23 protein-coding genes are annotated in these 23898 nt (G+C 62.9%); 13 read left to right on the top strand and 10 right to left on the bottom strand.

Going from position 1 to position 23898, the window contains the following annotated elements; genetic code table 11:
• The first annotated feature begins 9 nt into the window (after positions 1 to 9).
• Positions 10 to 993: a lipid A biosynthesis lauroyl acyltransferase gene (locus AC56QX_RS20220; RefSeq protein WP_497110199.1), complete on the top strand. Its 984-nt coding sequence runs from the start codon at positions 10 to 12 to the stop codon at positions 991 to 993.
• A gap of 69 nt (positions 994 to 1062) precedes the next feature.
• Here the strand turns inward: AC56QX_RS20220 and AC56QX_RS20215 are convergent, their stop codons facing one another.
• Positions 1063 to 1494 (bottom strand): L,D-transpeptidase, encoded by a 432-nt coding sequence (locus AC56QX_RS20215; RefSeq protein WP_497117822.1) that lies wholly within the window; start codon positions 1492 to 1494, stop codon positions 1063 to 1065.
• Between the two features lie 221 nt (positions 1495 to 1715).
• Here AC56QX_RS20215 and AC56QX_RS20210 point away from each other — a divergent pair, with 221 nt between their 5' ends.
• The 5 genes from AC56QX_RS20210 (at position 1716) to AC56QX_RS20190 (ending at position 8108) form a co-directional block, all read left to right on the top strand.
• Positions 1716 to 2993 carry an acetylornithine deacetylase/succinyl-diaminopimelate desuccinylase family protein gene (locus AC56QX_RS20210; protein ID WP_497110198.1) on the top strand — a complete coding sequence of 426 codons (1278 nt, stop codon included), beginning with the start codon at positions 1716 to 1718 and terminating at the stop codon, positions 2991 to 2993.
• A gap of 124 nt (positions 2994 to 3117) precedes the next feature.
• On the top strand, positions 3118 to 4596 hold the full coding sequence (locus tag AC56QX_RS20205) for an ABC transporter substrate-binding protein (RefSeq protein ID WP_497110197.1): 1479 nt from the start codon (positions 3118 to 3120) through the stop codon (positions 4594 to 4596).
• Positions 4597 to 4675: 79 nt separating this feature from the next.
• The gene (locus AC56QX_RS20200) at positions 4676 to 5623 is read left to right on the top strand and encodes an ABC transporter permease (RefSeq protein ID WP_497110196.1); all 948 of its coding nucleotides are present in this window, start codon (positions 4676 to 4678) and stop codon (positions 5621 to 5623) included.
• Positions 5620 to 6489 (top strand): ABC transporter permease, encoded by an 870-nt coding sequence (locus AC56QX_RS20195; RefSeq protein WP_497110195.1) that lies wholly within the window; start codon positions 5620 to 5622, stop codon positions 6487 to 6489. Before AC56QX_RS20200 ends, AC56QX_RS20195 begins: the two co-directional genes overlap by 4 nt.
• Positions 6486 to 8108 carry an ABC transporter ATP-binding protein gene (locus AC56QX_RS20190; RefSeq protein ID WP_497110194.1) on the top strand — a complete coding sequence of 541 codons (1623 nt, stop codon included), beginning with the start codon at positions 6486 to 6488 and terminating at the stop codon, positions 8106 to 8108. The genes AC56QX_RS20195 and AC56QX_RS20190 overlap by 4 nt, the downstream gene beginning before the upstream one ends.
• 191 nt (positions 8109 to 8299) lie before the next feature.
• On the opposite strand, the gene AC56QX_RS20185 is transcribed toward AC56QX_RS20190, so the two are convergent.
• Complete coding sequence (locus AC56QX_RS20185; RefSeq protein ID WP_497110193.1) at positions 8300 to 8731, bottom strand: TerB family tellurite resistance protein; 432 nt, start codon at positions 8729 to 8731, stop codon at positions 8300 to 8302.
• A gap of 147 nt (positions 8732 to 8878) precedes the next feature.
• Between AC56QX_RS20185 and AC56QX_RS20180 the strand changes: the two genes are divergently transcribed.
• The 4 genes from AC56QX_RS20180 to AC56QX_RS20165 all read left to right on the top strand — a co-directional run bounded on the left by AC56QX_RS20180 (position 8879) and on the right by AC56QX_RS20165 (position 11416).
• Positions 8879 to 9664 carry a TSUP family transporter gene (locus AC56QX_RS20180; RefSeq protein WP_497110192.1) on the top strand — a complete coding sequence of 262 codons (786 nt, stop codon included), beginning with the start codon at positions 8879 to 8881 and terminating at the stop codon, positions 9662 to 9664.
• 41 nt (positions 9665 to 9705) lie between these two features.
• On the top strand, positions 9706 to 9876 hold the full coding sequence (locus AC56QX_RS20175; protein WP_081850490.1) for a hypothetical protein: 171 nt from the start codon (positions 9706 to 9708) through the stop codon (positions 9874 to 9876).
• Positions 9877 to 10038: 162 nt separating this feature from the next.
• Positions 10039 to 10869, top strand: coding sequence for a helix-turn-helix domain-containing protein (locus tag AC56QX_RS20170; RefSeq protein ID WP_497110191.1), 831 nt, complete (start codon positions 10039 to 10041; stop codon positions 10867 to 10869).
• A 127-nt stretch (positions 10870 to 10996) separates the two neighbouring features.
• Positions 10997 to 11416, top strand: a complete 420-nt coding sequence (locus AC56QX_RS20165; RefSeq protein WP_497117821.1) for a VOC family protein — start codon at positions 10997 to 10999, stop codon at positions 11414 to 11416.
• Between the two features lie 9 nt (positions 11417 to 11425).
• On the opposite strand, the gene AC56QX_RS20160 is transcribed toward AC56QX_RS20165, so the two are convergent.
• The gene (locus AC56QX_RS20160; RefSeq protein WP_497110190.1) at positions 11426 to 12901 is read right to left on the bottom strand and encodes a cobyric acid synthase; all 1476 of its coding nucleotides are present in this window, start codon (positions 12899 to 12901) and stop codon (positions 11426 to 11428) included.
• Complete coding sequence (locus tag AC56QX_RS20155; protein WP_497110189.1) at positions 12901 to 13515, bottom strand: dimethylsulfonioproprionate lyase family protein; 615 nt, start codon at positions 13513 to 13515, stop codon at positions 12901 to 12903. The genes AC56QX_RS20160 and AC56QX_RS20155 overlap by 1 nt, the downstream gene beginning before the upstream one ends.
• Positions 13516 to 13659: 144 nt before the next feature.
• Here AC56QX_RS20155 and AC56QX_RS20150 point away from each other — a divergent pair, with 144 nt between their 5' ends.
• From AC56QX_RS20150 to mmsB, 3 genes are all read left to right on the top strand, one after another.
• Entirely contained in the window at positions 13660 to 14826 is a 1167-nt protein-coding gene (locus AC56QX_RS20150; RefSeq protein ID WP_497110188.1) for an isobutyryl-CoA dehydrogenase, read from the top strand.
• A gap of 45 nt (positions 14827 to 14871) precedes the next feature.
• Positions 14872 to 15240: a four helix bundle protein gene (locus tag AC56QX_RS20145; RefSeq protein ID WP_497110187.1), complete on the top strand. Its 369-nt coding sequence runs from the start codon at positions 14872 to 14874 to the stop codon at positions 15238 to 15240.
• A 65-nt stretch (positions 15241 to 15305) separates the two neighbouring features.
• A complete protein-coding gene (mmsB, locus tag AC56QX_RS20140) occupies positions 15306 to 16190 on the top strand; it encodes a 3-hydroxyisobutyrate dehydrogenase (protein WP_497110186.1) in 885 nt (294 codons plus the stop codon).
• A gap of 278 nt (positions 16191 to 16468) precedes the next feature.
• Here mmsB and AC56QX_RS20135 read toward each other — a convergent pair whose 3' ends face one another.
• From AC56QX_RS20135 to AC56QX_RS20110, 6 genes are all read right to left on the bottom strand, one after another.
• The gene (locus AC56QX_RS20135) at positions 16469 to 17107 is read right to left on the bottom strand and encodes a cytochrome c oxidase assembly factor Coa1 family protein (protein WP_497110185.1); all 639 of its coding nucleotides are present in this window, start codon (positions 17105 to 17107) and stop codon (positions 16469 to 16471) included.
• Positions 17108 to 17223: 116 nt separating this feature from the next.
• A complete protein-coding gene (locus AC56QX_RS20130) occupies positions 17224 to 17532 on the bottom strand; it encodes a hypothetical protein (RefSeq protein ID WP_497110184.1) in 309 nt (102 codons plus the stop codon).
• Positions 17533 to 17731: 199 nt separating this feature from the next.
• Positions 17732 to 19111, bottom strand: coding sequence for an aspartate aminotransferase family protein (locus AC56QX_RS20125; protein ID WP_497110183.1), 1380 nt, complete (start codon positions 19109 to 19111; stop codon positions 17732 to 17734).
• A gap of 242 nt (positions 19112 to 19353) precedes the next feature.
• Positions 19354 to 21417 carry a prolyl oligopeptidase family serine peptidase gene (locus AC56QX_RS20120; RefSeq protein WP_497110182.1) on the bottom strand — a complete coding sequence of 688 codons (2064 nt, stop codon included), beginning with the start codon at positions 21415 to 21417 and terminating at the stop codon, positions 19354 to 19356.
• 85 nt (positions 21418 to 21502) lie between these two features.
• Positions 21503 to 22663, bottom strand: coding sequence for an MFS transporter (locus AC56QX_RS20115; protein ID WP_497110181.1), 1161 nt, complete (start codon positions 22661 to 22663; stop codon positions 21503 to 21505).
• Entirely contained in the window at positions 22660 to 23841 is a 1182-nt protein-coding gene (locus AC56QX_RS20110) for an MFS transporter (protein WP_497117819.1), read from the bottom strand. Before AC56QX_RS20110 ends, AC56QX_RS20115 begins: the two co-directional genes overlap by 4 nt.
• Positions 23842 to 23898: the final 57 nt, after the last annotated feature.

Here is a 23898-nt window from a genome sequence, read left to right as displayed (position 1 = left end):
TTGACGCCGGTGCTCAAGAAGTTTCGCCGCGATCTCAGATTTCGCTATGGCAGGCAGCTGCGCCAGCTGAACTACTGGCTGGTTGCCCGCGCGGCGATGATGATCATCTCGATACTGCGCCTGCTGCCGGCCGACAGTGCGCTGAATTTCGCCGACCGCGTGGCGCGCTTCATTGGTCCCAAGGTCGGACGCCACCAGGTCGCTATCGACAATCTGCGCAAGGCCTATCCGGAAAAGAACGAGGACGAAATCCAGGCCATCGCCTCCGATATGTGGGGCAACATGGCCCGCCTTGCCGCCGAGTATATTTTCCTGGACGCCCTGTTCGACTATGACCCCGCTGCAACCAAGCCCGGCCGCGTAGAGGTCAAGGGAACAGAGCATTTCGTCGAGATCGCCGCCGAAAAGCAGCCGCACATCGTCTTCACCGGCCATCTCGGCAATTTCGAGCTGCTGCCCGTGGCGGCAGCCACCTTCGGCATGAACATCACGGCACTGTTTCGCCCGCCCAACAACCCATACCTCGCCGACTACATCCTCTCGACACGGCGCTCGACCATGGGATCGCTGCTGCCGTCGATGGCCGGCGCCTCATTCGCCTTGGCAGGCGTCCTGGAAAACGGCGGCAATATCGGCGTCCTCGTCGACCAGAAATTCTCCAACGGCCTCGACACGACCTTCTTCGGCCGCCCCTGCCAGAGCAACCGGGTGCTGGGCACCCTTGCCCGTCACTATGACTGCGACGTCTATCCGGCACGTTGCATCAGGCTGCCGGGGAACCGCTTCCGGCTCGAGATCGAGGACAAGCTGGTCTTGCCGCGCACCGCCGACGGCAGCGTCGACGTCCACGCCACCACCCAGATGCTGAACGACGTGGTCGAGCGCTGGGTGCGCGAGGATCCCGGCCAGTGGATGTGGTTCCACAAGAGGTGGGAGATCAGCAACTGGCGGCGCAAAAAGCGGCCGAAGCCGGCTCCTGTCCCAACTACCTGAGCAAGCAGCCGGCGAGAACGCGAGTTCCACGCCAGCCGATAGGGCCCGCATCAGCGCACCAGTAGCTGCCTAGTTCGTCACTACAATGCGCGTATTGCCGAAGCCCACTTCCCGCACCATCGAATAGAAGGCCGCAGCATTGGCCGTGTGCAGCCGCACGCAGCCATGCGAGGCCGGGCGCCCGAGTTGCCTGACGGCGCCCGTGCCATGGATGGCATAGCCGCCATGGAAGAACACGGAATAAGGCATCGGCGACATATGGTACTTTTTCGAATACCACATCCGCGCCGTGCGCTGCGGCCGGTACGTGCCGCGCGGCGTGAAATAGCCGGGACGCGCGGTGGACACGGTCCACCGATAGACCTCCAGGCCATATCTGACCGTCATCGTCTGCGACGACACGTCGATACTCGCTTCCAACATGGCCGCGTGGCTTGCGGCCGGCGCACCAAACAGCGCGGTTGCCAACATCGCCGCTGCGACTAGAAAAGACTTCTTCATGCGACCAAACCCCTTTGATTGCCCTTGCCTGTCTGCCCTCACGATGTTTTTCATCTTTTTAATGGCAGGTGAACGGGATAACACACACTCCTTGATCAATTCCCCAATCCGAAGCAGCGAATTTGAACGATTTCCCGCGATAGTTGCCGCAACGACACGTCGCACGGACTTGATTGCTGGCGGGCTTGCAATGCAACGTCGTTCTTTGCTCAACTCTCCTGATGAACGAACGACTCCTGCAAGCAATCGATAACAAGCGCGATGAAGTCGTCGCGCTGACCGCCGAACTCATCCGGTTCCCGACCATCAATCCGCCCGGCGAGGCCTACCGGCCATGCGCCGAATATATTGGCGCGCGGCTGAAGAAGCGCGGCTTCGAGACCGAATTCATCCGCGCCGAAGGCACGCCCGGCGACACCGATCGCTATCCGCGCGTCAATGTCGTGGCCCGTTTCGACGGCCGGTCACCCGGCGCCTGCGTCCATTTCAATTCGCATATCGACGTGGTCGAGGCTGGCGACGGCTGGACCGTCGATCCCTTCGCCGGCGTCGTCAAGGAGGGCAGGGTCTATGGCCGCGGCGCCTGCGACATGAAGGGCGGCTTGGCTGCATCGATCATCGCCGCCGAAGCCTTCATGGAAGTCTATCCCGACTTTCCCGGCGCCATCGAAATATCCGGCACGGTCGATGAAGAATCCGGCGGCTTCGGCGGCGTCGCCCATCTGGCGGGGCTTGGCTATTTCTCCAAACCCAGGGTCGATCACGTCATCATCCCCGAGCCGCTGAACAAGGACCGCATCTGCCTTGGCCATCGCGGCGTCTGGTGGGCCGAGATCGAGACCAAGGGCGAGATCGCGCATGGCTCGATGCCGTTTCTCGGCGACAATGCCGTGCGCCATATGGGCGCCGTGCTCAGGGCTTTCGAGGACGAACTCTTCCCGGCTCTCGACCGCAAGATGACGCGCATGCCAGTCGTTCCCGAAGGCGCAAAACGCTCGACCATGAACATCAATTCCATCCATGGCGGCCAGACCGAGGATTTCCGGCCCGGCCTGCCCTCGCCCAACGTGCCCGATTCCTGCCGGCTCACCATCGACCGCCGCTTCCTGCTCGAGGAAGATCTCGCCACAGTCAAGGGCGAAGTGACCGGCATTCTCGAGCGGCTGAAGCGCGAGCGCAAAAAATTCGACTATGAAATCCGCGACCTGATGGAAGTGCTGCCGCTGATGACCGAGCGCGACGCGCCGGTGGTCAAGGCGGTGGCGCAAGGCATCATGGCGATCTTCGACCGCGAGCCCGACTACGTCATCTCGCCCGGCACCTATGACCAGAAGCACATTGCCCGCATCGGCCACATCTACGACTGCATTGCCTATGGCCCCGGCATTCTCGACCTCGCCCATCGGCCGGACGAATGGGTCGGCATAGAGGACATGGTGGAATCGGCCAAGGTGATGACGATCGGCCTCAACGTACTGCTGCGCGGCACAACCGAATGATCGGCCTGCGGCGCAAAAACATTTCTCCTGGCGCGGCGCGACAGCACGAAACGCAATTTACTCCCGCGCGAAATCACGCTTCTATCCGCCGGCTTGAGCATTTGAGCACATTGGGAGTTCAGCGATGAAACTTTGGAAGACCCTTCTGGCCGCTGCCGTGCTGGCGGTCGCAACCGCCACTTCGGCTTCTGCCGCCCGGACCGATCTGGTCATCGGCATTCCGCTCGAGCCCCCGCATCTCGATCCGACGGCGGGAGCGGCCGCGGCAATCAGGGAGGTCACCTACGCCAATGTGTTCGAGGGCCTGACCCGAATCGGGCCCAATGGCGAGGTTCTGCCGGATCTTGCCGAAAGCTGGACGATTTCCGATGACGGCAAGGTCTACACCTTCAAGCTGCACACCGGCGTGAAATTCCACGACGGCGCCGATTTCAGCGCCGACGACGTGAGGTTCTCGCTCGACCGTGCCCGCGCGGAAAACTCCCTCAACGCGCAAAAGCAGCTCTTTGCCGCCATCGACAAGGTCGAAGCGGTCGACCCCGCCACCGTCAAGGTGACGCTCACCCACCCGCAGGGCTCGTTCCTCTACAATATGGGCTGGGGCGACGCGGTGATCGTGTCGCCGAAATCCGCCGACACCAACAAGGAAAAGCCTGTTGGCACCGGCCCGTTCAAATTCGAGAGCTGGGCCAAGGGTTCAACGGTCACCCTGGTGAAATCAGATCATTACTGGGGCACCCCCGCTTTCCTCGAGAAGGTCGAGTTCCGCATCGTTCCCGATGCCGCGGCGGCGGTGCCGGCGCTGCTGTCCGGCGACATACAGGCTTTCCCCTTCTTCGATCCCGACAGCGTTTCCCAGGTCAAGGACGATCCGCGCTTCAAGGTGGTGGTCGGCGCGACCGAAGGCGAGACCATCCTGTCTATCAACAACAAGAAGCCGCCCTTCGACAAGCTGCAGGTGAGGCAGGCGATCTCCTATGCGCTCGACCGCAAGGCGATCATCGACGGCGCTTCGGCCGGGCTCGGCCTGCCGATCGGCTCGCATATGTCGCCGGCCAACAAATATTATGTCGACCTCACCGGCCGCTACCCTCACGACGTGGCCAAGGCCAAGGAACTGCTCAAGGAAGCGGGACTGGAGAACGGCTTCAAGGCCACGTTGAAGCTGCCGCCGACGTCCTATGCGCGGCTCGGCGGTGAGATCATCGCCTCGGAGCTCCGCGACGTCGGCATCAACCTCGAGATTATCCCCGTCGAGTGGGCGCAGTGGCTGGACCAGGTGTTTACCAAGAAGGACTACGACCTGACCATCGTCTCCCATACCGAGCCGAACGACATCGATATCTACGCGCGCAAGGACTACTACTTCAATTACGACAACCCTGCCTTCACCAAGGTGATCGCCGATCTGGAGCAGACATCGGACGAAGCCAAACGCAAGGAACTGTATGCCCAGGCGCAAAAGATCCTGGCCGACGACGCCGTGGTCGGCTTCCTCTACGAACTGCCCAAGGTCGGGGTCTGGGACGCCAAGCTGCAAGGGCTGTGGGAAAACGCGCCGATCCCGGCCAACGACCTGACCAAGGTGAAGTGGACCGATTGATTTCGCCCTTCCGAGAAATGCGTGGCTCCGGAAGTAAACCAGCTTCCGGAGCCTGCCTTTTTCCGGCACGTTGGAACGGATGACCGCCTATCTCCTCAAGCGCCTGGCCATCTCTCTCGCCACGCTGGTCTTGGCCTCCATCGTGGTGTTTGCCGTGCTCGAAATCCTGCCCGGTGACCCGGCGCGGCTGATGCTGGGCATGAACGCCAGCGCCGACCAGGTCGAACTCTTGCGCAATCAGATGGGCCTCAACGCGCCGCTTGCCCTGCGCTATCTGCACTGGGCCGGCGGCCTGCTCAGCCTCGATTTCGGACGCTCCTACACCTATTCGGTGCCGGTCATCGATCTCGTGCGTGAACGGCTTGCCGTCTCGCTGCCGCTGGCACTGATCGCACTCGCGCTCTCCACCATCATCGCCATTCCCGTCGGCCTGTTTTCCGCCAGCCGGCGCGGACGAGCCGGCGATACGATTTCCATGGGCGCGGCACAGCTTGGCGTCGCCGTGCCCAATTTCTGGTTCGCGCTGATGCTGATCTACGTCTTTGCCGTCTGGCTGCGGCTGGTTCCGGCCGGCGGATTCCCCGGCTGGAGCGCCGGCATCTGGCCGGCGCTGAAATCGCTGCTCCTGCCGGCAGTGGCGCTTGCCTTGCCGCAGGCAGCAATCCTGGCGCGCGTTACCCGCTCGGCGCTGATCGAGGTGCTGAACGAGGACTATATCCGCACCGCCCGCGCCAAGGGCCTGCCCTATCGGGCCGTGCTGTGGCGGCATGCGCTGCGCAACGCCATGATCCCGGTGCTGACCATTCTCGGCCTGCAATTCGCCTTCCTGCTCGCCGGCACCATCATCATCGAAAATGTCTTCTATCTCCCCGGCCTCGGCCGGCTGGTGTTCCAGGCGATCACCCAGCGCGACCTGATCGTCGTCGAAAGCGTCGTCATGCTGCTGGTCGCCGCCGTCATTGCCGTCAACCTCGTCGTCGACCTTTCCTATGCGGTCGTCGATCCGCGCCTGAGAAGCCGGCAATGACGCTGCACATCGACATCCCCGAGGAGACGTTCAGCTCCATCCTAGCCAAGGCTTTCAGGAACACAGCTTTCGTCACCGGCTTCGTCATCACCTTGCTGATCCTGGCGATGGCGCTCGTCTCCTATATCTGGACGCCTTACGATGTGACGAAGCTGGTCATAGCGGACAAGACGCAAGGCCCTTCGCTGGCACATTGGTTCGGCACCGACCATTTCGGCCGTGACATCCTGTCGATGATCATGGTCGGCGCCCGCAATTCGATCGCCGTGGCGCTCGTCGCGGTCGGCATCGGCATGGGCGTCGGCGTGCCGCTCGGCGCTTTCGCCGCCGCGCGCGGTGGCCTCGTCGACGAGGCGCTGATGCGCATCAACGATCTTGTCTTCGCCTTCCCTGCACTGCTATCGGCGATCATGATCACCGCCATTTTCGGGCCGGGCGCCGTCAACGCCATCATCGCCATCGGCATCTTCAACATTCCGGTGTTTGCCCGCGTCGCCCGCGCCGGCGCGCTGGCAATCTGGCCACGCGAGTTCATTCTTGCAGCGCGTGCCGCGGGAAAAAGCAGCACACAGATATCGATAGAACATGTGCTGCCCAACATCGCCACGCTGCTGCTGGTGCAAGGCACCATCCAGTTCGCGCTGGGCATCCTGGCCGAAGCCGGGCTTTCCTATCTCGGCCTCGGCGCGCAGCCGCCAATGCCGAGCTGGGGCCGCATGCTGTTCGACGCGCAGACGCGTATGGTCGTGGCGCCGTGGATGGCGATCTTTCCCGGCATGGCGATCGTCATCACCGTGCTCGGCCTGAACCTCCTGGGCGACGGTATCGCCGACATTCTCGACCCAAAATCGCGGCGGCAGCGATGAGCTTGCTGGAGATCGAGAACCTGTCGCTGGCGATCGGCGAGACGCCGATCCTGAAAGGGATCGAACTCTCCGTCGCGCCCGGAGAAGTGATGGGGCTGGTCGGCGAATCCGGCTCCGGCAAGTCGATGACCGCGCTGACGCTCATGCAGCTCCTGCCACACGCCGCGCGCGCCACCGGTCGCATCACCTTCGATGGCATCGACATTCTCGGAGCAACCGAGGACCAGATGTGCGCGCTGCGCGGCGACGACATCGGCATGGTGTTCCAGGAGCCTATGACGGCCCTCAATCCGGTCAAGACCATCGGCGAACAGGTGGCCGAAGGCATACGCTGGCACACCAAGGCCACGCGCGCGGCGGCTGAAGAGCGGGCGCGCAAAATGCTCGACCGGGTGGGCCTGCCCGACGCAAAATTCCCGCTGTCGCGCTATCCGCATGAACTCTCCGGCGGCCAGCGCCAGCGTGTCGTCATCGCCATCGCTTGCGCGCTGAAACCCAAGCTCTTGATCGCCGACGAGCCGACGACGGCGCTCGACGTGGTGCTGCAGGCGCAAATCCTCGACCTCTTGCGCGACCTCGTCGCCGAGAGCCGCATGGGCCTGCTCTTGATCTCGCACGACCTTGCGGTGGTGACCGAGATGGCCGACCGCATCACCATCCTGCGCCATGGCGAGGTGATGGAGGCCGGCGATACGGCGCGCACGCTGTCGGAACAGCTCCACCCCTACACGCGCCAGCTGGCGCAGGCCTCGATGCATGTGCCGGCGCGCGCCAAAATTCACGCGGTCGGATCGGCCAAGCCACTGCTCGAGGTTGAAGGCGTGACGCGCGATTATCCAGGCCGGCGCACCTCTCTGTTCCGGCCCGCACCCGCCATCCGCGCCGTCGACGATGTCTCCCTGTCATTGGCGCCGGGTCAATCGGTCGCGCTGGTCGGCCGCTCCGGCTGCGGCAAGTCCACGCTTGCCCGCATGATCCTGGCGCTCGACAAGCCCAGCCAGGGCACGATCCGCTTTCGCGGCGAGACCATCACCGGCAAGAGCGAAGCCGAGTTGAAGCCGACCAGGCGCGATATGCAGGTTGTTTTCCAGGATCCCTACGGCTCCTTCGACCCGCGCCAGAAGGTCGAAAGACTGGTCGCCGAACCCCTGCATGTGTTGGAGAAGAAGCCGACGCGCACTGAACGCCGCGAGATGGTGGCCCATGCGCTGCACGAAGTCGGCCTCGATCAGCGCGACATGGACAAGTACCCGCACGAATTTTCAGGCGGCCAGCGCCAGCGCCTGTCGATCGCCCGCGCCATCATCACCCGGCCGAAGCTGGTCGTTGCCGACGAGCCGGTCTCGGCGCTCGATGTCTCGATCCGTGCCCAGATCCTCGACCTGTTCGCCGAGCTCAACCAGAAGCTCGGCATCGCCTATCTCTTCATCACCCACGACCTGACCGTCGCCCGTGCCATCACCGACGAGGTGCTGGTCATGCATGACGGCAAGATCGTCGAACGCGGCAAGACCAGCGAGGTGCTGGATCATCCGCAATCCGAAGCAGCCAAGGCGCTGGTCGCCGCGGCCCCTGATCTGCATCGGGCGATCGCCCGGCGGATGCGGGAACAGGGGTGAGCGGCCGGTTCGCGAAGCGAAGTCATCGTGCCAGTGGCACGATGAAAGGCGCGAACGGTGAAAACCCGGTCCGCCTTCAGGCGGATCGGAACGTCCAGTGGACGTTTCGAAGGGTTTGAACGCCCGAAGGGCTAAAGGACGCTGCGGGGCAGCGGGGACCCGGCCGGGCAACAGTAGAGCTTGGCTCTGTCCTATTCTTCCGGCTTGACCACATCGACCGGGCTGATATCGAGCAAGTCGAGCGTGCGGCGCAGCAAGCGCATCTCGCTCTCGGCCAATTGCGAATCCGCCTTGGCGATCTCCGCCATGTGCTGGGCCAATTGCTTGCGGCGTTCGACGTCGAGATCGCGAAACAGCGCGATTGCTTGCGAGCCATTGGTCTCGTAGCCGAACTCGTTGAGATATTCGATGACGGCGTCGATGCTGGTTTCCGGAATGCCGAAGGCATCCTTGCAGATGCGCCGGAAGGCAACCATCTCACTCTCGCTGACCGTGCCGTCGGCCAGGATCATGCGGAACAGCATCAGAAGTTCAGCCGACAGAACCGGATCGTCCGCGACCTTGCGTACGCCTGGATCGCCGTCAAAGATCGAGCGTATCTGGTCCAGCAATGCGAATGCCATCGGGGCCTCTTTCCGGGTTAACTGCGCGCAAATACAAATCCAGGCGCGACGCGCTTGGATAGAGTTAGCGCGAAATCGGCCTTGCGCAAACAGGGCGGTCGTGGTCGAACGCCGTTATCCCGCCGACCGGACGTCTCCGCATATCAGATGATCGACCTCACCACCCAGACAATCGCCATGCTCGCCTTCGCCGCCTTTGCCGCGGGCTTTGTCGATTCGATTGCCGGCGGCGGCGGGCTGATCACAATTCCTGCACTGCTGCTGGCTGGCTTCTCACCGGTCGAGGCGCTTGGCACCAACAAGCTGCAAGGCATGTTCGGCTCCGGGTCGGCGACCATCCACTATGCCTCCAAGGGCCATGTCGACTTGCGCCGGCAATTGCCGTCTGCATTGCTCGCACTTGTCGGAAGTGCCATCGGCGCCCTGCTGGCCACGATCGTGCCCGGCGACCTGTTGCGCGCCCTGCTGCCCCTGGTGCTGATCGCTATCGCACTCTATTTCGCGCTCAAGCCCAACATGAACGATGTCGACCGGGCCGAGCGCCTGTCGCCATTCCTGTTCGGACTGACCCTGGTGCCGGCCATCGGCTTCTATGACGGCCTGTTCGGCCCCGGCGCCGGCTCCTTCTACATGCTGGCCTTCGTCGCGCTTGCCGGCTACGGCGTGCTCAAGGCGACGGCGCACACCAAATTGCTCAATTTCGCCTCCAACATCGGCGGCTTCATAGTCTTTGCCGCTGTCGGCGTCATCTCCTGGAAGATCGGCCTGATGATGGGTGTTGCCCAGTTCCTCGGAGCCCGCGTCGGCGCGAGCCTCGCCATGCGCATCGGCGCCAAATTGATCAAGCCGCTGCTGGTGATCGTCTGCGTGGCGCTGGCGGTGAAACTGCTGGCGGATCCGGCCAATCCGCTGCGTGTGATGATTGGTGTGTGATAGACTGCCATTGTTCGAATCATGTTGAGGAGGAGCCAAACATGAATCTCAGCGCACCCACACAGATCGTTTTCATCATTGCGGTTGTTATCGCCATTATCGGGGTTCTAGCAGCCCTCGGCATTCTTGCGTTCATTCCATTGGCCTCGGTCTGGATTGTGACCATCGCTTTCGTCGTGCTGGCCGGCGGCTGCCTGATGCGCGGCGCCTGACAAGTTTCCATTGAAGTGGGGACTGGAAGCGCCCGGCCAAAAGCCGGGCGCTTTTGATTCCGGCCCATGGCTATCTCTTTGTTTTGACGCAATTCCGGACGGAAAACCGTCTCACACTTTTCCTGGAATTGCTGTAGATCTATCCCGGCGGAAGGATGGCCGATGCCGATCGAGATGCAGCGCCGGAAGGAACAGGACCGCTCCATCGCGGGGCGTTTCGAGATGCGCCGGCGCCTTCCTGATCCTGCGCTTGGCGGCGTCGTCACCGACATCTGCGGCTATCGCGAAACGGCGCCTGGCCATTTCCGCAATGTCGAATACGCCTCGCTGACCGTGCCGCTGGTGATCAGCTTCGCCGAGCCCTTCGCCATCGGCCTCGGCAAGACGCCCGGCGACAATGACCGCTTCGCCAGTTTCGCCGCCGGCCTCTTTGCCGGGCCGGTGATGATCGAATCCTTCGGCGCCGCCTGCTGCGTGCAGATCAACTTCACGCCGCTTGGCGCGCGCCGCTTCTTCCGCCTGCCGATGAGCGAACTGACCGACAGCATGGTCGTCCTCGACAACGTGCTGGGCACCGAAGGCATGGCGCTGCGCGAACAGCTTGGCAATGCGCCGGACTGGACAGCGCGTTTCGACCTTGCCGAAGCCTTCGTCACCGCTCGTCTTGCGAGCGCTGCCGAAACGCCGCTGGAAATCGCCTGGGCCTATGACCGCATCATCACATCGGGCGGCCGGACCCGTATTGCATCGCTTGCCGAACGGCTGGGCTGGAGCCGCAAACACCTCGCGGAAAAATTCACCGACGCAACCGGCATCGGCCCAAAAACGCTGTCGCGCATCGTGCGCTTCAACCGGGCGCTTGGCCTGTCGCGGCAGCAAACGTTGGACTGGGCCGATATCGCGGCCGATTGCGGCTATGCCGACCAGGCGCATCTGGTGCGCGAGTTCCGCGACCTTGCCGGCGAGACGCCGACGGCACTTCTCGGCAGGTAACATTTCTTCAAGACGCTGGAACGACCTTCGAACAGAGTGATGCATGTCGCCCAAAAGTGCGCAGCGGTTTTGGGACAACGACATGCACAAACAGGATTCATTGACCAACCCAGATGAAGGAGTTCCCATGCCCACCACCACTGAAGCCCCCCGCCTCTACCCCGCTTTACGCTATAAAAACGCGGCGAAAATGATCGACTGGCTGGGCGAAGCCTTCGGCTTCAGCGTCCGCGCCCGCTATGGTGAAGGCGATATCGTGCACCATGCAGAACTGGTCTTCGGCTCCTCGATGATCATGCTGGGCAGCACGCGCGACGACGATTACGGCAAGATGGTCGGCGAACCTGGCTCAGGCGGCGGCAAGTCGATCTATATCGCCGTCGACGATGCCGACGCCGCCTATGCCAAGGCCAGGAAGGCCGGCGCCACCATCATTCAGGAATTGACGAACCGCGACTATGGCAGCCGCGAATTCATCTGCCGCGATCCGGAAGGCAGCGTGTGGTCGTTCGGGACGTATTGGCCGAAGGCTGGCGAAAAGGGCTGAGCCGAGTCTTCAACGCGCCAACGCGAAAATCGCGTCACAGTCGAGATGGGTTTCGAGCTCGGCCGCGACGTCGTCTAGCGCCCGTTCGACCTCGGCGCGATAGTCGATGCCGCCACCCTTGATGCCGAGGCTTTCCAAGAATTTCCCGCGAAAGCCGTCGGCGCCGAACAGGCCATGCATGTAGGTGCCGATCACCTTGCCATCAGCCGAGATCGCGCCGTCCGCGACACCATTGATGATCGCCGACGGTCGTATCGTGTCCGGTCCGGTGGTGCGGCCGAGATGGATTTCGTAGCCTTCGAGCGGCAGATCGAATTGGACCGAGCGTGCGCTGACATTGCGCACCGTCTTCTCCGGTTCCATCACCGTTTCAATATCGAGCAGGCCGAGCCCTTCGGCTTCGGTGACGCTGCCTTCGATGCCGTCGGGATCGCGCACAATACGGCCAAGCATCTGGAAACCGCCGCAAATGCCGACCACATGGCCGCCACGCTTGCGGTGCGCGGCCAGATCCCGGTCCCAGCCGTTCTCGCGGAATTTCAGGAGATCGCCAATCGTAGACTTGGAGCCGGGAATGACCACCAGCCCGGCGTCGGCCGGCAGCGGTTTTCCCGGCGGCACGAACACCACTTCTACCTGCGGCTCGGCCTTGAGCGGATCGAGATCGTCAAAATTGGCAATGCGGCCAAGCATCGGCACCGCCACCTTCAGCGCGCGCGCCTCGCCGGACGCCAGCCGCTCCAGCACCACCGAATCCTCCGAGGGCAGCCGAGCCGCCGCCTTCAGCCATGGCACGACGCCAAAGCAGCGCCATCCCGTGAAAGTTTCGATCGCCTTCAGGCCATCGTCGAACAGCGAGACATCGCCACGGAACTTGTTGATGAGGTAGCCGACGATCATGCGCCGGTCCTCTTCCGGCAGGATCAGATGCGTGCCTGCGACCGAGGCGATGACGCCGCCGCGATCGATGTCGCCGACCAGCACCACCGGCACATTGGCACGGGTGGCAAAGCCCATATTGGCGATGTCGCGGCTTCTGAGGTTGATTTCGGCCGGCGAGCCGGCGCCCTCGACAATGACCAGATCAGCGCCCTCGCCGACCTTCGCCCAGGAGTCCAGTACGGCATCCATCAGCCGGCCCTTCAGCGCCTGGTAGTCGCGCGCCCGCGCCTCGCCGAACACCTTGCCCTGCACGATGACCTGCGCGCCGACATCGGTCTGCGGCTTGAGCAGCACCGGGTTCATGTGGACCGATGGCGCGACACCACAAGCGATCGCTTGCAGCCATTGCGCGCGGCCGATCTCGCCGCCGCTTTTGTTGTTGTCGCCGGGAATATCGGCGACCGCGGCGTTGTTCGACATGTTCTGCGGCTTGAACGGCCGCACCTTCAGCCCACGCTTCTTCGCTGCCCGGCACAGCCCGGCGACCAGCACCGTCTTGCCGACATCCGAACCCGTGCCTTGCAGCATGATCGCCTTGGCCATCAGCTTCGGCCCTGCGCCACGGTTCCGGTAATGGTGGATTTCTGCGCCAGCGGCCCGCCGCGCCAGATGTAGAGCGCCAGCAGCGGCTCGTTGCCGGTTCGCATGGTGTGGTTGACATTCGAGGCATGGTGCACGACCTCGCCGGCCTTCCGCTTGCGAAAACCGCCCTCGCCCATGCGCCATTCCGTGCCGCCGGTCAGCGGAATGTATATCTCTTCGGCAAGGTGATGATGGTCCGGATAAACGATCTCAGGCCCCAGGATCAGCAGGCCTGCCGCAACCGCGTCATTGGCGAAATGGCCGCGCGTGCCGAACACTTCCAGCCAACCGTAATTGTCGATGAAGGCCTTGCCGAAATCAACCTCGGTGTAGGTCTGCCCCCAATGCAATGCGTTGCGCTGCTGCGCCAGCACTTGCACCAGCGGCTTCGCATCAGATGGCGCCAGTTCGGCGGTCCGATCGAGATGATGCAGGCAGCCGAGCGCATGCGGCTCCAGCACGCGGGCCGGCATGTCCCAACCGATGCGCGCCACGGCGTCACGTACCAGGGCGTCGTCCACGGAAGCGAGATAGGTGTGGAAGCGTCGCAGCAGTTCATCGAATTTTGTCGTCACATCTCGCTCCGGACATGCATTGATGCACAGCCGCTCCGCAGGGGATCGGGTTGCGCGGCGGCATCATTGGTCTAGATTGGTGCCCGCGCAAAGCCAAAAACGACAGGCCAGCGGGCTAGCTGGCCAGCACATAGGGAGCACGCCATGGACGCCGCGGTCGATGCGAGCACCAGCCAGTTCGAACTCAACGAGGAACAGCGCGCCATCCAGGAGATGGCGCAGGCCTTCGCCGCCGATCGCGTCGCGCCGAACGCGCTCGACTGGGACCGCAGGAAGCATTTTCCCGCCGATGTGATCCGCGAGACCGGCCCGCTTGGCCTGGGCGGCATCTATGTCAGGGACGATGTCGGCGGCTCCGCCCTCGGCCGCCTCGACGCCGTGCTGATCTTCGAGGCGCTGTCGCATGCCGATCCGGCCTTTTCGTCCTTCATCTCGATCCACAACATGGTGGCCTCGATGATCGACCGTTTCGGCAATGACGAGCAGCGCCAGCGCTTGCTGCCGAAGCTGACCTCGATGGAATGGCTGGCGAGCTATTGCCTGACCGAGCCGGGCTCCGGCTCCGATGCCGCGGCGCTGAAGACACGCGCGGTGAAGAGCGGCGGCGACTATGTGCTCAACGGCGCGAAGCAGTTCATCTCCGGCGCCGGCGACAGCGATGTCTATGCCGTCATGGTGCGCACCGGCGCCGACGGGCCGAAAGGCATTTCCACCATCATCGTTCCGAAAGACGCTCCCGGCCTCTCCTTCGGCGCCAACGAGCACAAGATGGGCTGGCATATGCAGTCGACCCGCCAGGTCATCTTCGAGGACTGCAAGGTGCCCGCGGAAAACCTTTTGTCGGGTGAAGGCGCCGGTTTCGGCATCGCCATGGCCGGGCTCGATGGCGGCCGGCTCAACATTGCCGCCTGTTCGCTGGGTGGCGCCCAATCGGCGCTCGACAAGGCGCTGTCCTACACCGCCGAGCGCAAGGCCTTCGGCTCGAAGATCAACCAGTTCCAGGCGCTACAGTTCAGGCTGGCCGACATGGAGACCGAGCTGCAGGCAGCGCGCATCTTCCTCTATGCGGCGGCCTCCAAGCTCGACCGCAAGGCGCCGGATGCCGGCAAATGGTCGGCCATGGCCAAGTGCTTCGTCACCGACACCGGCTTCACAGTCGCCAACGATGCGCTGCAATTGCTTGGCGGCTACGGCTATCTGCACGATTACGGCATCGAGAAACTGGTACGCGATCTTAGGGTGCACCAGATCCTCGAAGGCACCAACGAGATCATGCGCGTGATCATCGCGCGCGCGTTGATCGGACGATAAAGGCAGTAGGCAGTAGGCAGTAGGCAGTAGGCAGTAGGCAAAGAGATGACCGGCAAGATCAATTCGTACAAGGATCTTATCGTCTGGCAGCAGGCAATGGATCTGGCCGTCACCACCTACGCCTTGACTAAGACATGGCCGAGAGAGGAATTGTATGGGCTGACCAGCCAAATTCGCCGCTCAGCAACCTCTGTCCCTGCGAACATTGCGGAGGGTTATGGCCGAGATAACAGAGGCTCCTATCAGCAATTTCTCAGGATAGCTCAAGGCTCGCTGAAAGAGTTCGAGACACACCTACAGATCGCTGAACGCATTGGCCTCGCCACCCATGATCAAGCTCATCAGATACTGTTAGCGACCGAGGGTCTCGGAAAAATGCTTCGCCAACTCATTATCAAACTCGCCCCCGAGTAGAATTCCTACTGCCTACTGCCTACTGCCTACTGCCTACTGCCTACCCAAAATCACGGAGCGCCACCATGACCACTATCGCCTTCATCGGCCTCGGCAATATGGGCAATCCAATGGCCGCCAACCTGGTCAAGGCCGGGCATCAAGTGCATGGCTTCGACCTGATGCCGGAGAATTTGACCGTCGCGCGCGAGCACGGCGTCGTTGTCATGGCCAATGCGCTGGCCGCCGTGAAGGACGCCGATGTGGTGATCACCATGCTGCCCGCCGGCAAGCATGTGCTGTCGGTCTATGAGGACCTCGCGCCCAAGGCGAAAAAGGGTGCGTTGTTCATCGATTCCTCGACGATCGACGTCGACTCGGCGCGCAAGGCGCACGCGATTGCCGCGAAACACGATCTCAAGTCGATCGACGCGCCGGTTTCGGGCGGCACCGGAGGTGCGGCAGCCGGCACGCTGACCTTCATGGCTGGCGGCTCCGACGATGCCTTCGCCGCCGCCGAGCCGATCCTGAAGCCGATGGCCGGGCGCATCGTCCATTGCGGTGGTGACGGTGCCGGCCAGGCGGCAAAGATCTGCAACAACATGATCCTCGGCATTTCGATGATCGGCGTCGCCGAGGCCTTCGTGCTGGCCGAAAAGCTCGGCCTGTCGCATCAGGCGCTGTTCGACGTCGCCTCGACCTCTTCGGGCCAATGCTGGTCCTTGACCACCTATTGCCCGGTGCCCGGCCCGGTGCCGACCTCGCCTGCCAACAGGGATTACAAGCCGGGCTTTGCTGCGGCCCTTATGCTGAAAGACCTGAAATTGTCCCAGGAAGCAGCACTTGACGCAGGCGCGGTGACGCCGCTTGGCGCCGAGGCCGCACAGCTCTACGCCCTGTTCAACGCCCAGGGGCATGGCGGCGCCGATTTCTCCGGCATAATTAATTTTCTCAGGGGTAACCCAGCGTAACCAGCGGATTTTATGGGCTTTTCCGGAAACGTCGGGCAGAAAACCCGCAAATTTAGATTTGCTTAAGCTCTCGATAACTCCGCGGTAACGATGTCCCTATAAAACGGATGGCGAGGCGGACATATCGCATCCGCCCGGCGCTCCGGATCAGGTCTCGCGTACCGGAGCCCGTAAGTTTCGCAGTGTTTCAGTAGCGAAACGCCATGCGTATCTGGCAAAGCCGCGTTCCCGACGGAGCGCGGTTTTTGCGTTTCTGGAACTATTGCTGCGTCGTCCGATTATATTTTGGTTGCCGCATCTGGACTGGCGAAATGGTCCTCATCGACCAGCACGATTGGTGCCCCTCCCGCCATGACGACAAGCAGGCGCAGGTTCCATTTTCCTGCGCTGCGCAGAGCATGCGACATCACCCAGGCCGATCCGCGGCTGCCATGGATGCGCATGCTGAACTGCGCGTCGCCAGACTCGTTTCCAAAGGTCTGGACGCTGCCTAGCACCCAATAGCCGGCGTCAATATTCTCACCGAGTGCAGCCTTGACGCGACCATCGGCGCGAACAGCATCCATGCTTAGCCGGTAGGCGTCGCTGTTCTTCAGGAGACGAGGGACGACGCCGACCACGGCGGCGGCACCGGCGAGCCCTAGCCCAAATGCAATGAAACCGGCAATCGCCCAGTTGCGTTGGACCCTGCGGAAATGTTCGGCATCGCGCCAGGAAACATTCTGCCACGCCCAACGGCTGCCCTTGGCGCCCAGCACGAAGAGCATGACGATATTGACCAGCGGGACGAACATCAACAGCGCGATGAAGGTGTTGTTGGCGATGCCCCAGATCCAGTTGAAGAAAAACGCGCCCCAGTTCCAACGGTCGAGTTCGGGCGGAATTTCAGCGGGCTGGTTGAGCGGTTGTACGGCCATGATGTCCCCCATCGGCAAAGACTGCCCGACGGATTCTAGCGCAGACGCCGCGAAAACCGGAATCGCTTTTCATGCGCCTCGGACAGAGGCACGGCGGCCTTGTCCGACCGGACGCTTCAATCAACTTTTGTCGATAGCCTGCGAAAATTCGCCTTCACCGCACGGCTGGCCGGCTTCAGTGCGGCGCTGATCGACCGTTCCGCTGCGACACCGTTGAACAGCGACGGCGTGCGACCGGAAAGGAATTCCGGCCAGAATCGCGATGCCGATTGCAGCAGAGACATCTGCGCCGCAAAAGCGCCTTCGGCCATGGCTGCGGTCTTCTCGTTCACCGCACGTGCGGTTTCGGTGCTCCAGGGCTGGCTGCTGCCGGCGTCCATCGCCATCAACGGCATGCGCATCATTGCCACCAGCGGCGCCAGCATAAGGTCGCCGCCGATGCTGGTTGCGTCTTGCACGCGTCGGCTCTTGCCGGTTTTTCTCATGGAAATGAACCCCTTGTCGCAGCCAGGCTGGCTGCCGCCTCACACACTACGCGCGGAGGATGAAGTAGTTCCGCATTGCGGCAGCATGTTTCTCGAAGCCGGGCGTTCCCTCTAGGAAACGCCCGGTCGAGGCTGGTTCTTAGCGCTTGCGCAGATCCGCCTGTGCCAGATCCAGCGCTTTGCCGATGCGCTCGCAGGCCATGTCGATCGTGTCGCGGGTCCAGATCAGCGGCGGCGACAGGATCATCGTGTCGCCGGTGGCGCGCAGCATCATACCGTTGGCGATAGCATGGTCGCGCACCGTCACCGCCGCACTTCCCGACGGCAGGAACCGTTCCTTGGTCGCCTTGTCCTTGACGATCTCGATCGCGCCCATCAGGCCGATCGAGCGCACCTCGCCGACCAGGTCATGCCCGGCAATGCGCTCCTGTAGGGCCTTGGCGAAATAAGGCCCGGTGTCGTCCCTGACGCGGTCGACCAGGCCTTCCTGCTCGATGATCTCCAGGTTCTTCAAGGCCACCGCGCAGGCCACGGGGTGCCCGGAATAGGTGTAGCCGTGGTTGAACTCACCGCCCTTCTCGACCAGCGTCGAGGTGATGCGGTCGCCGACCAGCAGTGCCGACAGCGGCTGATAGCCTGACGTCAGTGCCTTTGCCGTGGTGATGGTGTCGGGCTCGATGCCGAAGGTCTGCGCCGCGAACCACTCACCGGTGCGGCCATAGCCGGTAATAACCTCGTCCAGCATCAGCAGCACATCGTATTTACGGCAGATGCGCTGTACTTCGGGCCAGTAGCTGGCCGGCGGGATCTTGACGCCGCCCGCGCCCATCACCGGCTCGCCGATGAAAGCCGCGACCTTGTCGGCGCCGGCTTCGAGGATGGCGTCCTCGACAGATTTAGCCGCGCGCAGGCCGAAATCATGATCGCTTTCGCCCGGCAGCGCCAGTTCGTAGGCATAGGGCATCATCACATGGACGATGTTGGGCACGGCCCCATTGAGCTGCTTGTGCATGGCATCCATGCCGCCGAGCGAGGTGCCGGCAATGGTCGAACCGTGATAGGCCATCTTGCGCGAGATGATGCGGTTCTTCTCCGGCTTGCCTTCCAGCACCCAATAGTGGCGGACAAGACGCAATGCGGTGTCGTTGGCTTCCGAACCGGAGGAACCGTAGAAGACTTGGTTGACGTTCTTCGGCGCGATTTCGGCCAGCTTCTTGGACAACAGCACCGGCGTCGGCGTCGAGCATTTGAAGAAGGAATTGTAGTAGGGCAGTTCCTTCATCTGCGCATAGGCAGCTTCGGCCAGTTCGTCGCGGCCATAGCCGATGTTGACACACCACAGACCGGCCATGCCATCGAGCAGTTCGGCCCCTTCGGAATCGTAGATGAACGGGCCGTTGGCGTGGGTGATGATGCGGGAACCTGCTTCGCGCAATTCCTTGTGGTCGGTGAAGGGATGCAGATGATGCGCGGCGTCGATCTGCTGAAGCTGCTTCAGCGAATAATTCTGATAGGTCATGTCTGGATCTTTCCTCTGAAATCATTCCGGCGGTGCCGGGGCGAATTCGTCAGAGGATGGCGGGTGGCGAATAACCGATGCGGGCGCACAGCCGCAAAAGCTCCGCACGCAACGTGCGCGGTGACGGTGTCACCGCGACCCCGAACGTGCAGACAAAGGTCATAGCAGGAGCCATGGAGGCACCTTAGAGCAAAGGCTGGCCGAGGTGAACCACCCTTTGCTTGACCCATGAACAAATGGCTCTAGGCCTTGGCGCTGAGCGCCCGTTGCAGGAAGACATACTTCATCGCCGTCTGCGCCGCCTGCGGCCGGCGGTCGCCACGCCCACCATGGCCGCCTTCGGTTTCCTCGAAGAACAATGTCCTGGCATGACCGGCCTCCTGCAGGCGTGCCGCCATCTTGCGCGCATGGCCGGGATGGACGCGGTCATCGGCGGTCGAGGTTGTCAGCAGCACCGGCGGATAGGCGACAGAGGCCTCGACATGCTGATAAGGCGAATAGCCGGACAGCCATTTCGCGTCTTCCGGCTGTGACGGATCGCCATATTCGGCCATCCATGAGGCGCCGGGCGGCAATTGCGTGTAGCGCAGCATGTCGAGCAGCGGCACCTCTATGATGACGGCGCCGAACAGCTCCGGATGCTGCGTCAGCGAAACGCCGGTCAGCAAACCGCCATTCGAGCCGCCCTGGATGCCGAGCGAGCTTGCCGTCGCGATGCCGCGCCTGACGACGTCCTCAGCCACCGCGGCGAAATCATCAAAACCGTTCTGGCGATTGCCTTTCAGCGCCGCCTGATGCCAGGCCGGCCCAAACTCGCCACCGCCACGGATGCAGGCCTGGACATAGGCATTGCCCTTCTCCAGCCACAGCCTGCCGCGCACGCCGGCATAGCCGGGCAAGAGCGGTACTTCGAAGCCGCCATAGCCATAGAGCAGGGTCGGCACCGGCCCCTTCTGGTCGCGCCGCCTGACGACGAAGTACGGGATCATCGTGCCGTCCTTCGAGCGCGCCTCGAACTGCTCAGAGATCAGCGGCGCGGCATCGAAGCGCGCCGGCTGCGACTTCACGGTGGCGAGCGTCTCGCCATCGTCATCCGACCAGATGATCGAGCTCGGCGTCAGGAAATCCGTGAAGGAGAACGACACGCTGGAACCGAAATGCTCGGCATGGCTGATGCCGACAGTGCCGTTTTCAGGCAGCGCCACCGGCTTCATCGACCAGGCGCCATCCCTGCGCTCGCAGACAAGGGCCTTGCCGCGCACATTGTCCATCAGGCTGATGAACAGCCGATCCTGCGTGCGCGCAATGCCGGCGATCGACACCCGATAGGCCGGCGCCAACAGGGTTTCGATGGCGCCAAAACTGCCGGTTTCGATCCAGTGCGCGAAATCGAGCGAGTAAAGCCCATCCGGCTGGCAGGCGGTACCGTCCGGCGCCGTCCACGGTGTACGCACACCGAACAGCAGCTGGTCCTTGAACAGCGATGTGTCGGTGACATCGTCGGGCAGCGGAATGCGCCGGTTTTCGCCGGACGGGAGATGCAGAAAACTGTGCGATGCGAAGAAATTGATTGCCCGCGCCAGAAACACGTGACGCTTGTCGCCGTCGAACTCGACGCCGGCTCCGGCGGCGAGATCATCTTTCTGCGCCTCGAAGATCGGCGTAGCCTCTTCCAGCTTGGTGTCACGCTTCCAGAGCTTGATCACGCGCGGGTAGCCGGACTCGGTCTTGTCTGCTTCCTCGAAGGCCGCCGAGACGATGACGGTGTCCTTGTCCAGCCAGCTAAAACCCGACTTCGAGGCCGGTGCACGGAACCCGCCCTCGATAAATGATTTGGTTTCGATGTCGAATTCGCGCATCTCGCTGGCATCGCCGCCATCCGGCGACATCGACAGCAGGCAGCGGCTAAAATCCGGATAGAGCCGGCTGGCGCCGCTGAACACCCATTTTATCCCCTCCTTCGCCGCGAGCTGGTCGAAGTCGATGATCGTTTCCCAGACCGGCTTCTCGGTCTTGTAGGAAGCAACCGTCGTGCGGCGCCACAGGCCGAGCGCATTGGTCTTGTCCTGCCAGAAATTATAGACATGACCCGCGATGGCCGCGCCGACAGCGATATTGTCCTCGGCCGTCATCAAATCGAGTGCCGTCTCGAACGACGCCTGATAGCATGGATCGCCCTGCAATTCGCCTGTCGTGATCTCATTCTGGCCATGCACCCAGTCGAGCGACTGTTTGCTGGTCCTGTCCTCCAGCCAGAGGAAGGGGTCCGCGGTGCCGGCTTCCGGCTTGGTGATGGGCTTGGTCATCGAATCTCCGATAGGCAATGCGTCGGCATGCAACATCGACATGCCGCGTCAGATATTCAAGAGTTGCGGTGTCTCAGCAGAGCATTCAGGCCTTCCCGCGACCAGCGACGCTCGCAACCGCCAGCGTCAAGCACAGCAGCCCCAGCGTGATCGGCAGGCCTCTTGCACCAAGCAAGTCCATGGCGCTCCCCGCCAGCGGTGGCACGGCTATGCCACCAACGCCCCACATCAGCGAGAAAGCGGCGTTGCCGGCGACCAGTGTCGAGCCGGTGAAGCGCTCACCGAGTTCGATGATCGACATCGTGTAGATGCCGTAGGAAACCGCGCCCCAGACGAAAATCATCGGCCAGATCAGCGGCGTTTCGATGAGAAGCGGCAGCAGGGCACATCCAAGCACCGTCAAGGAAACACAGGCAAGCCGCACCAGGCGCGCGGTCAGCCTCTCCGCCAGCAGCCCGAGCGGCACCTGCATGGCAATATTGCCGGCGATCATCACCGACAGCAGCGCCGACATGCGGACTTCCGCGATGCCATGATGGGTGCCATAGACCGGCAGCAGGGCCAGCGCTCCCTGTTCGAAACCCGCCGCCACGATGACGGCGAACAAGAGCAGCCATGCCATCGGCACGAAGCCCAGGACGGAAACCTGATGACCGGCTTCGTCTACCTTCGGCAGGCGCGGCAGCACCGAGGCCAGGCAGATGCCGCACAGCACGAAGGCGCAGATGCCGACGAGGAAGGGCGACCATCCCTGCGTGCCGACGGCAAGCAGGCAAAGCGGCCCGGTCGCAAAGCCGGCCGAGATGATCGTCGAATAGACGCCCATGATGCGGCCGCGCCGGGCCGGCGGCGCCAGTGCGATCACCCAGATTTCGCTCAAGACATAGAGCGGATTGGTTACCACGCCGATCAGGAAGCGCAGCGGAAACCACAGATAGACGTTCTGCGTCCAGCCGATCAGCGCCAGCACGACAGCCGAGAGTGCGGCACAGGTCAGCGCCGTGCGCCCTGCCCCGAACCGCCGCGCCAGTGCCGGGATCAGCGGCGACGAGATAATGAAGCCAACTGGCGTCATCGCCGCCGACAGGCCGATCATTGCCGGCGAGACGCCCTGCCTCTGCAGGATGAAGCTCAACAGTGGATAGGACAGCCCCTGCGCGATGGCGAACACCGAGACGGTCGCGATCACGCCGGTGATCGCGGCCCATTGCATTCCGTCGCCAGTTTCCGAATCCGCCGCGGTCATGCCTTGCCGCTCCGGCGGACCGATGAGCGATAGAGCGCGAAGATCACCAGCAAGGCGTCGAGGCCGACGATCACGACCGGCAGCCCCAGCGGACCGATGCCTTGCATCAGCAGGCCGGCGCCCGGCGGGCCGACAATGCCGCCAACGCCCCACAGCAAGGCGAAGGCCGCGTTGCCGGTGACGAGCAGCGTGCCCTTGAAGCGGCTGCCGAGTTCCACCAGCGCCATCGTATAGACGCCGTAACCGACTGCGCCCATCACCAGCAGCGCACCCCAGATCAGCGGCGTCATGATCAGCAGCGGCAGCAGTGCCGCGCAAACCGTTGTCGCCACCGCGCAGGCAACGATCATCGGGCGGCCGCCGAAGCGCTCGGCCAGCAGGCCGAGCGGGATCTGCAGCAGGATGTTGCCGAGCGACAGCGCCATCACCAGCGCGGCGAGCACGGCCTCCGGCAGGCCATAGCCGGCACCGAAGACCGGGACCAGCGCATAGGTGCTTTGCTGGACGGCGGCCGAGACCAGCACGGCCAGCAGCAGCGCCGGCGCCAGCTTGGCAAAACCGACAAAGCTGCCGGCAGGCTGGCCGTCATCCTCGAAGCCGGTGAGTTTTGACGAGACAAGGCGCAGAATGACGGCACAAAGCAAGAAGCCGCCGACACCGACGCTGAACGGTGCCCAGCCCGATGTGCCGATAAAGGTCAAGGTGAAGGGCCCCGCCGCATAGCCGGCCCCCATCAGCGTGTTGAACACGCCCATCACCCGGCCACGCCGCGAAGGCGGCGAAAGCGACAATGCCCAGACCTCGCCAAGGATATAGAGCGGGTTAATGACGACGCCGATGATGAAGCGGATGACGTACCAGGCCACCCAGTTCTGCAGATAGCCGATCGCCAGAAAGCACAACGCGCCGATCAGCGAGCAGCCGACCGCCAGGTTGCGCGCACCGACCAGCCGCACCGCGGCCGGCACGAACGAGGCCGACAGGATCAGCCCAAGCGGCATCATCGCCGCCGACAGGCCGATCAATCCAGGCGACATGCCCTGCTTCTGCATCAACAGCGTGAACAGCGGCGAGCTCAAACCTTGCGCGGCGCCGAACATGGCAAGTGCTGCGGTGACGCCGGCGAGCGCTGCCCACTGCGTCCCCGCTTCGCCTTCGCTCGAGCCGGTTGCCACCATGTTGTCATCCATGTGAAATGCGCCGGCCATCCGACCGGCACGCTGACTAGCTACTGG

The organism is Mesorhizobium sp. RCAM 06353, assembly GCF_059683585.1.
The sequence above is the reverse complement of the archived record's forward strand: the minus strand, read 5'-3'. Positions and strand labels throughout refer to the sequence as shown.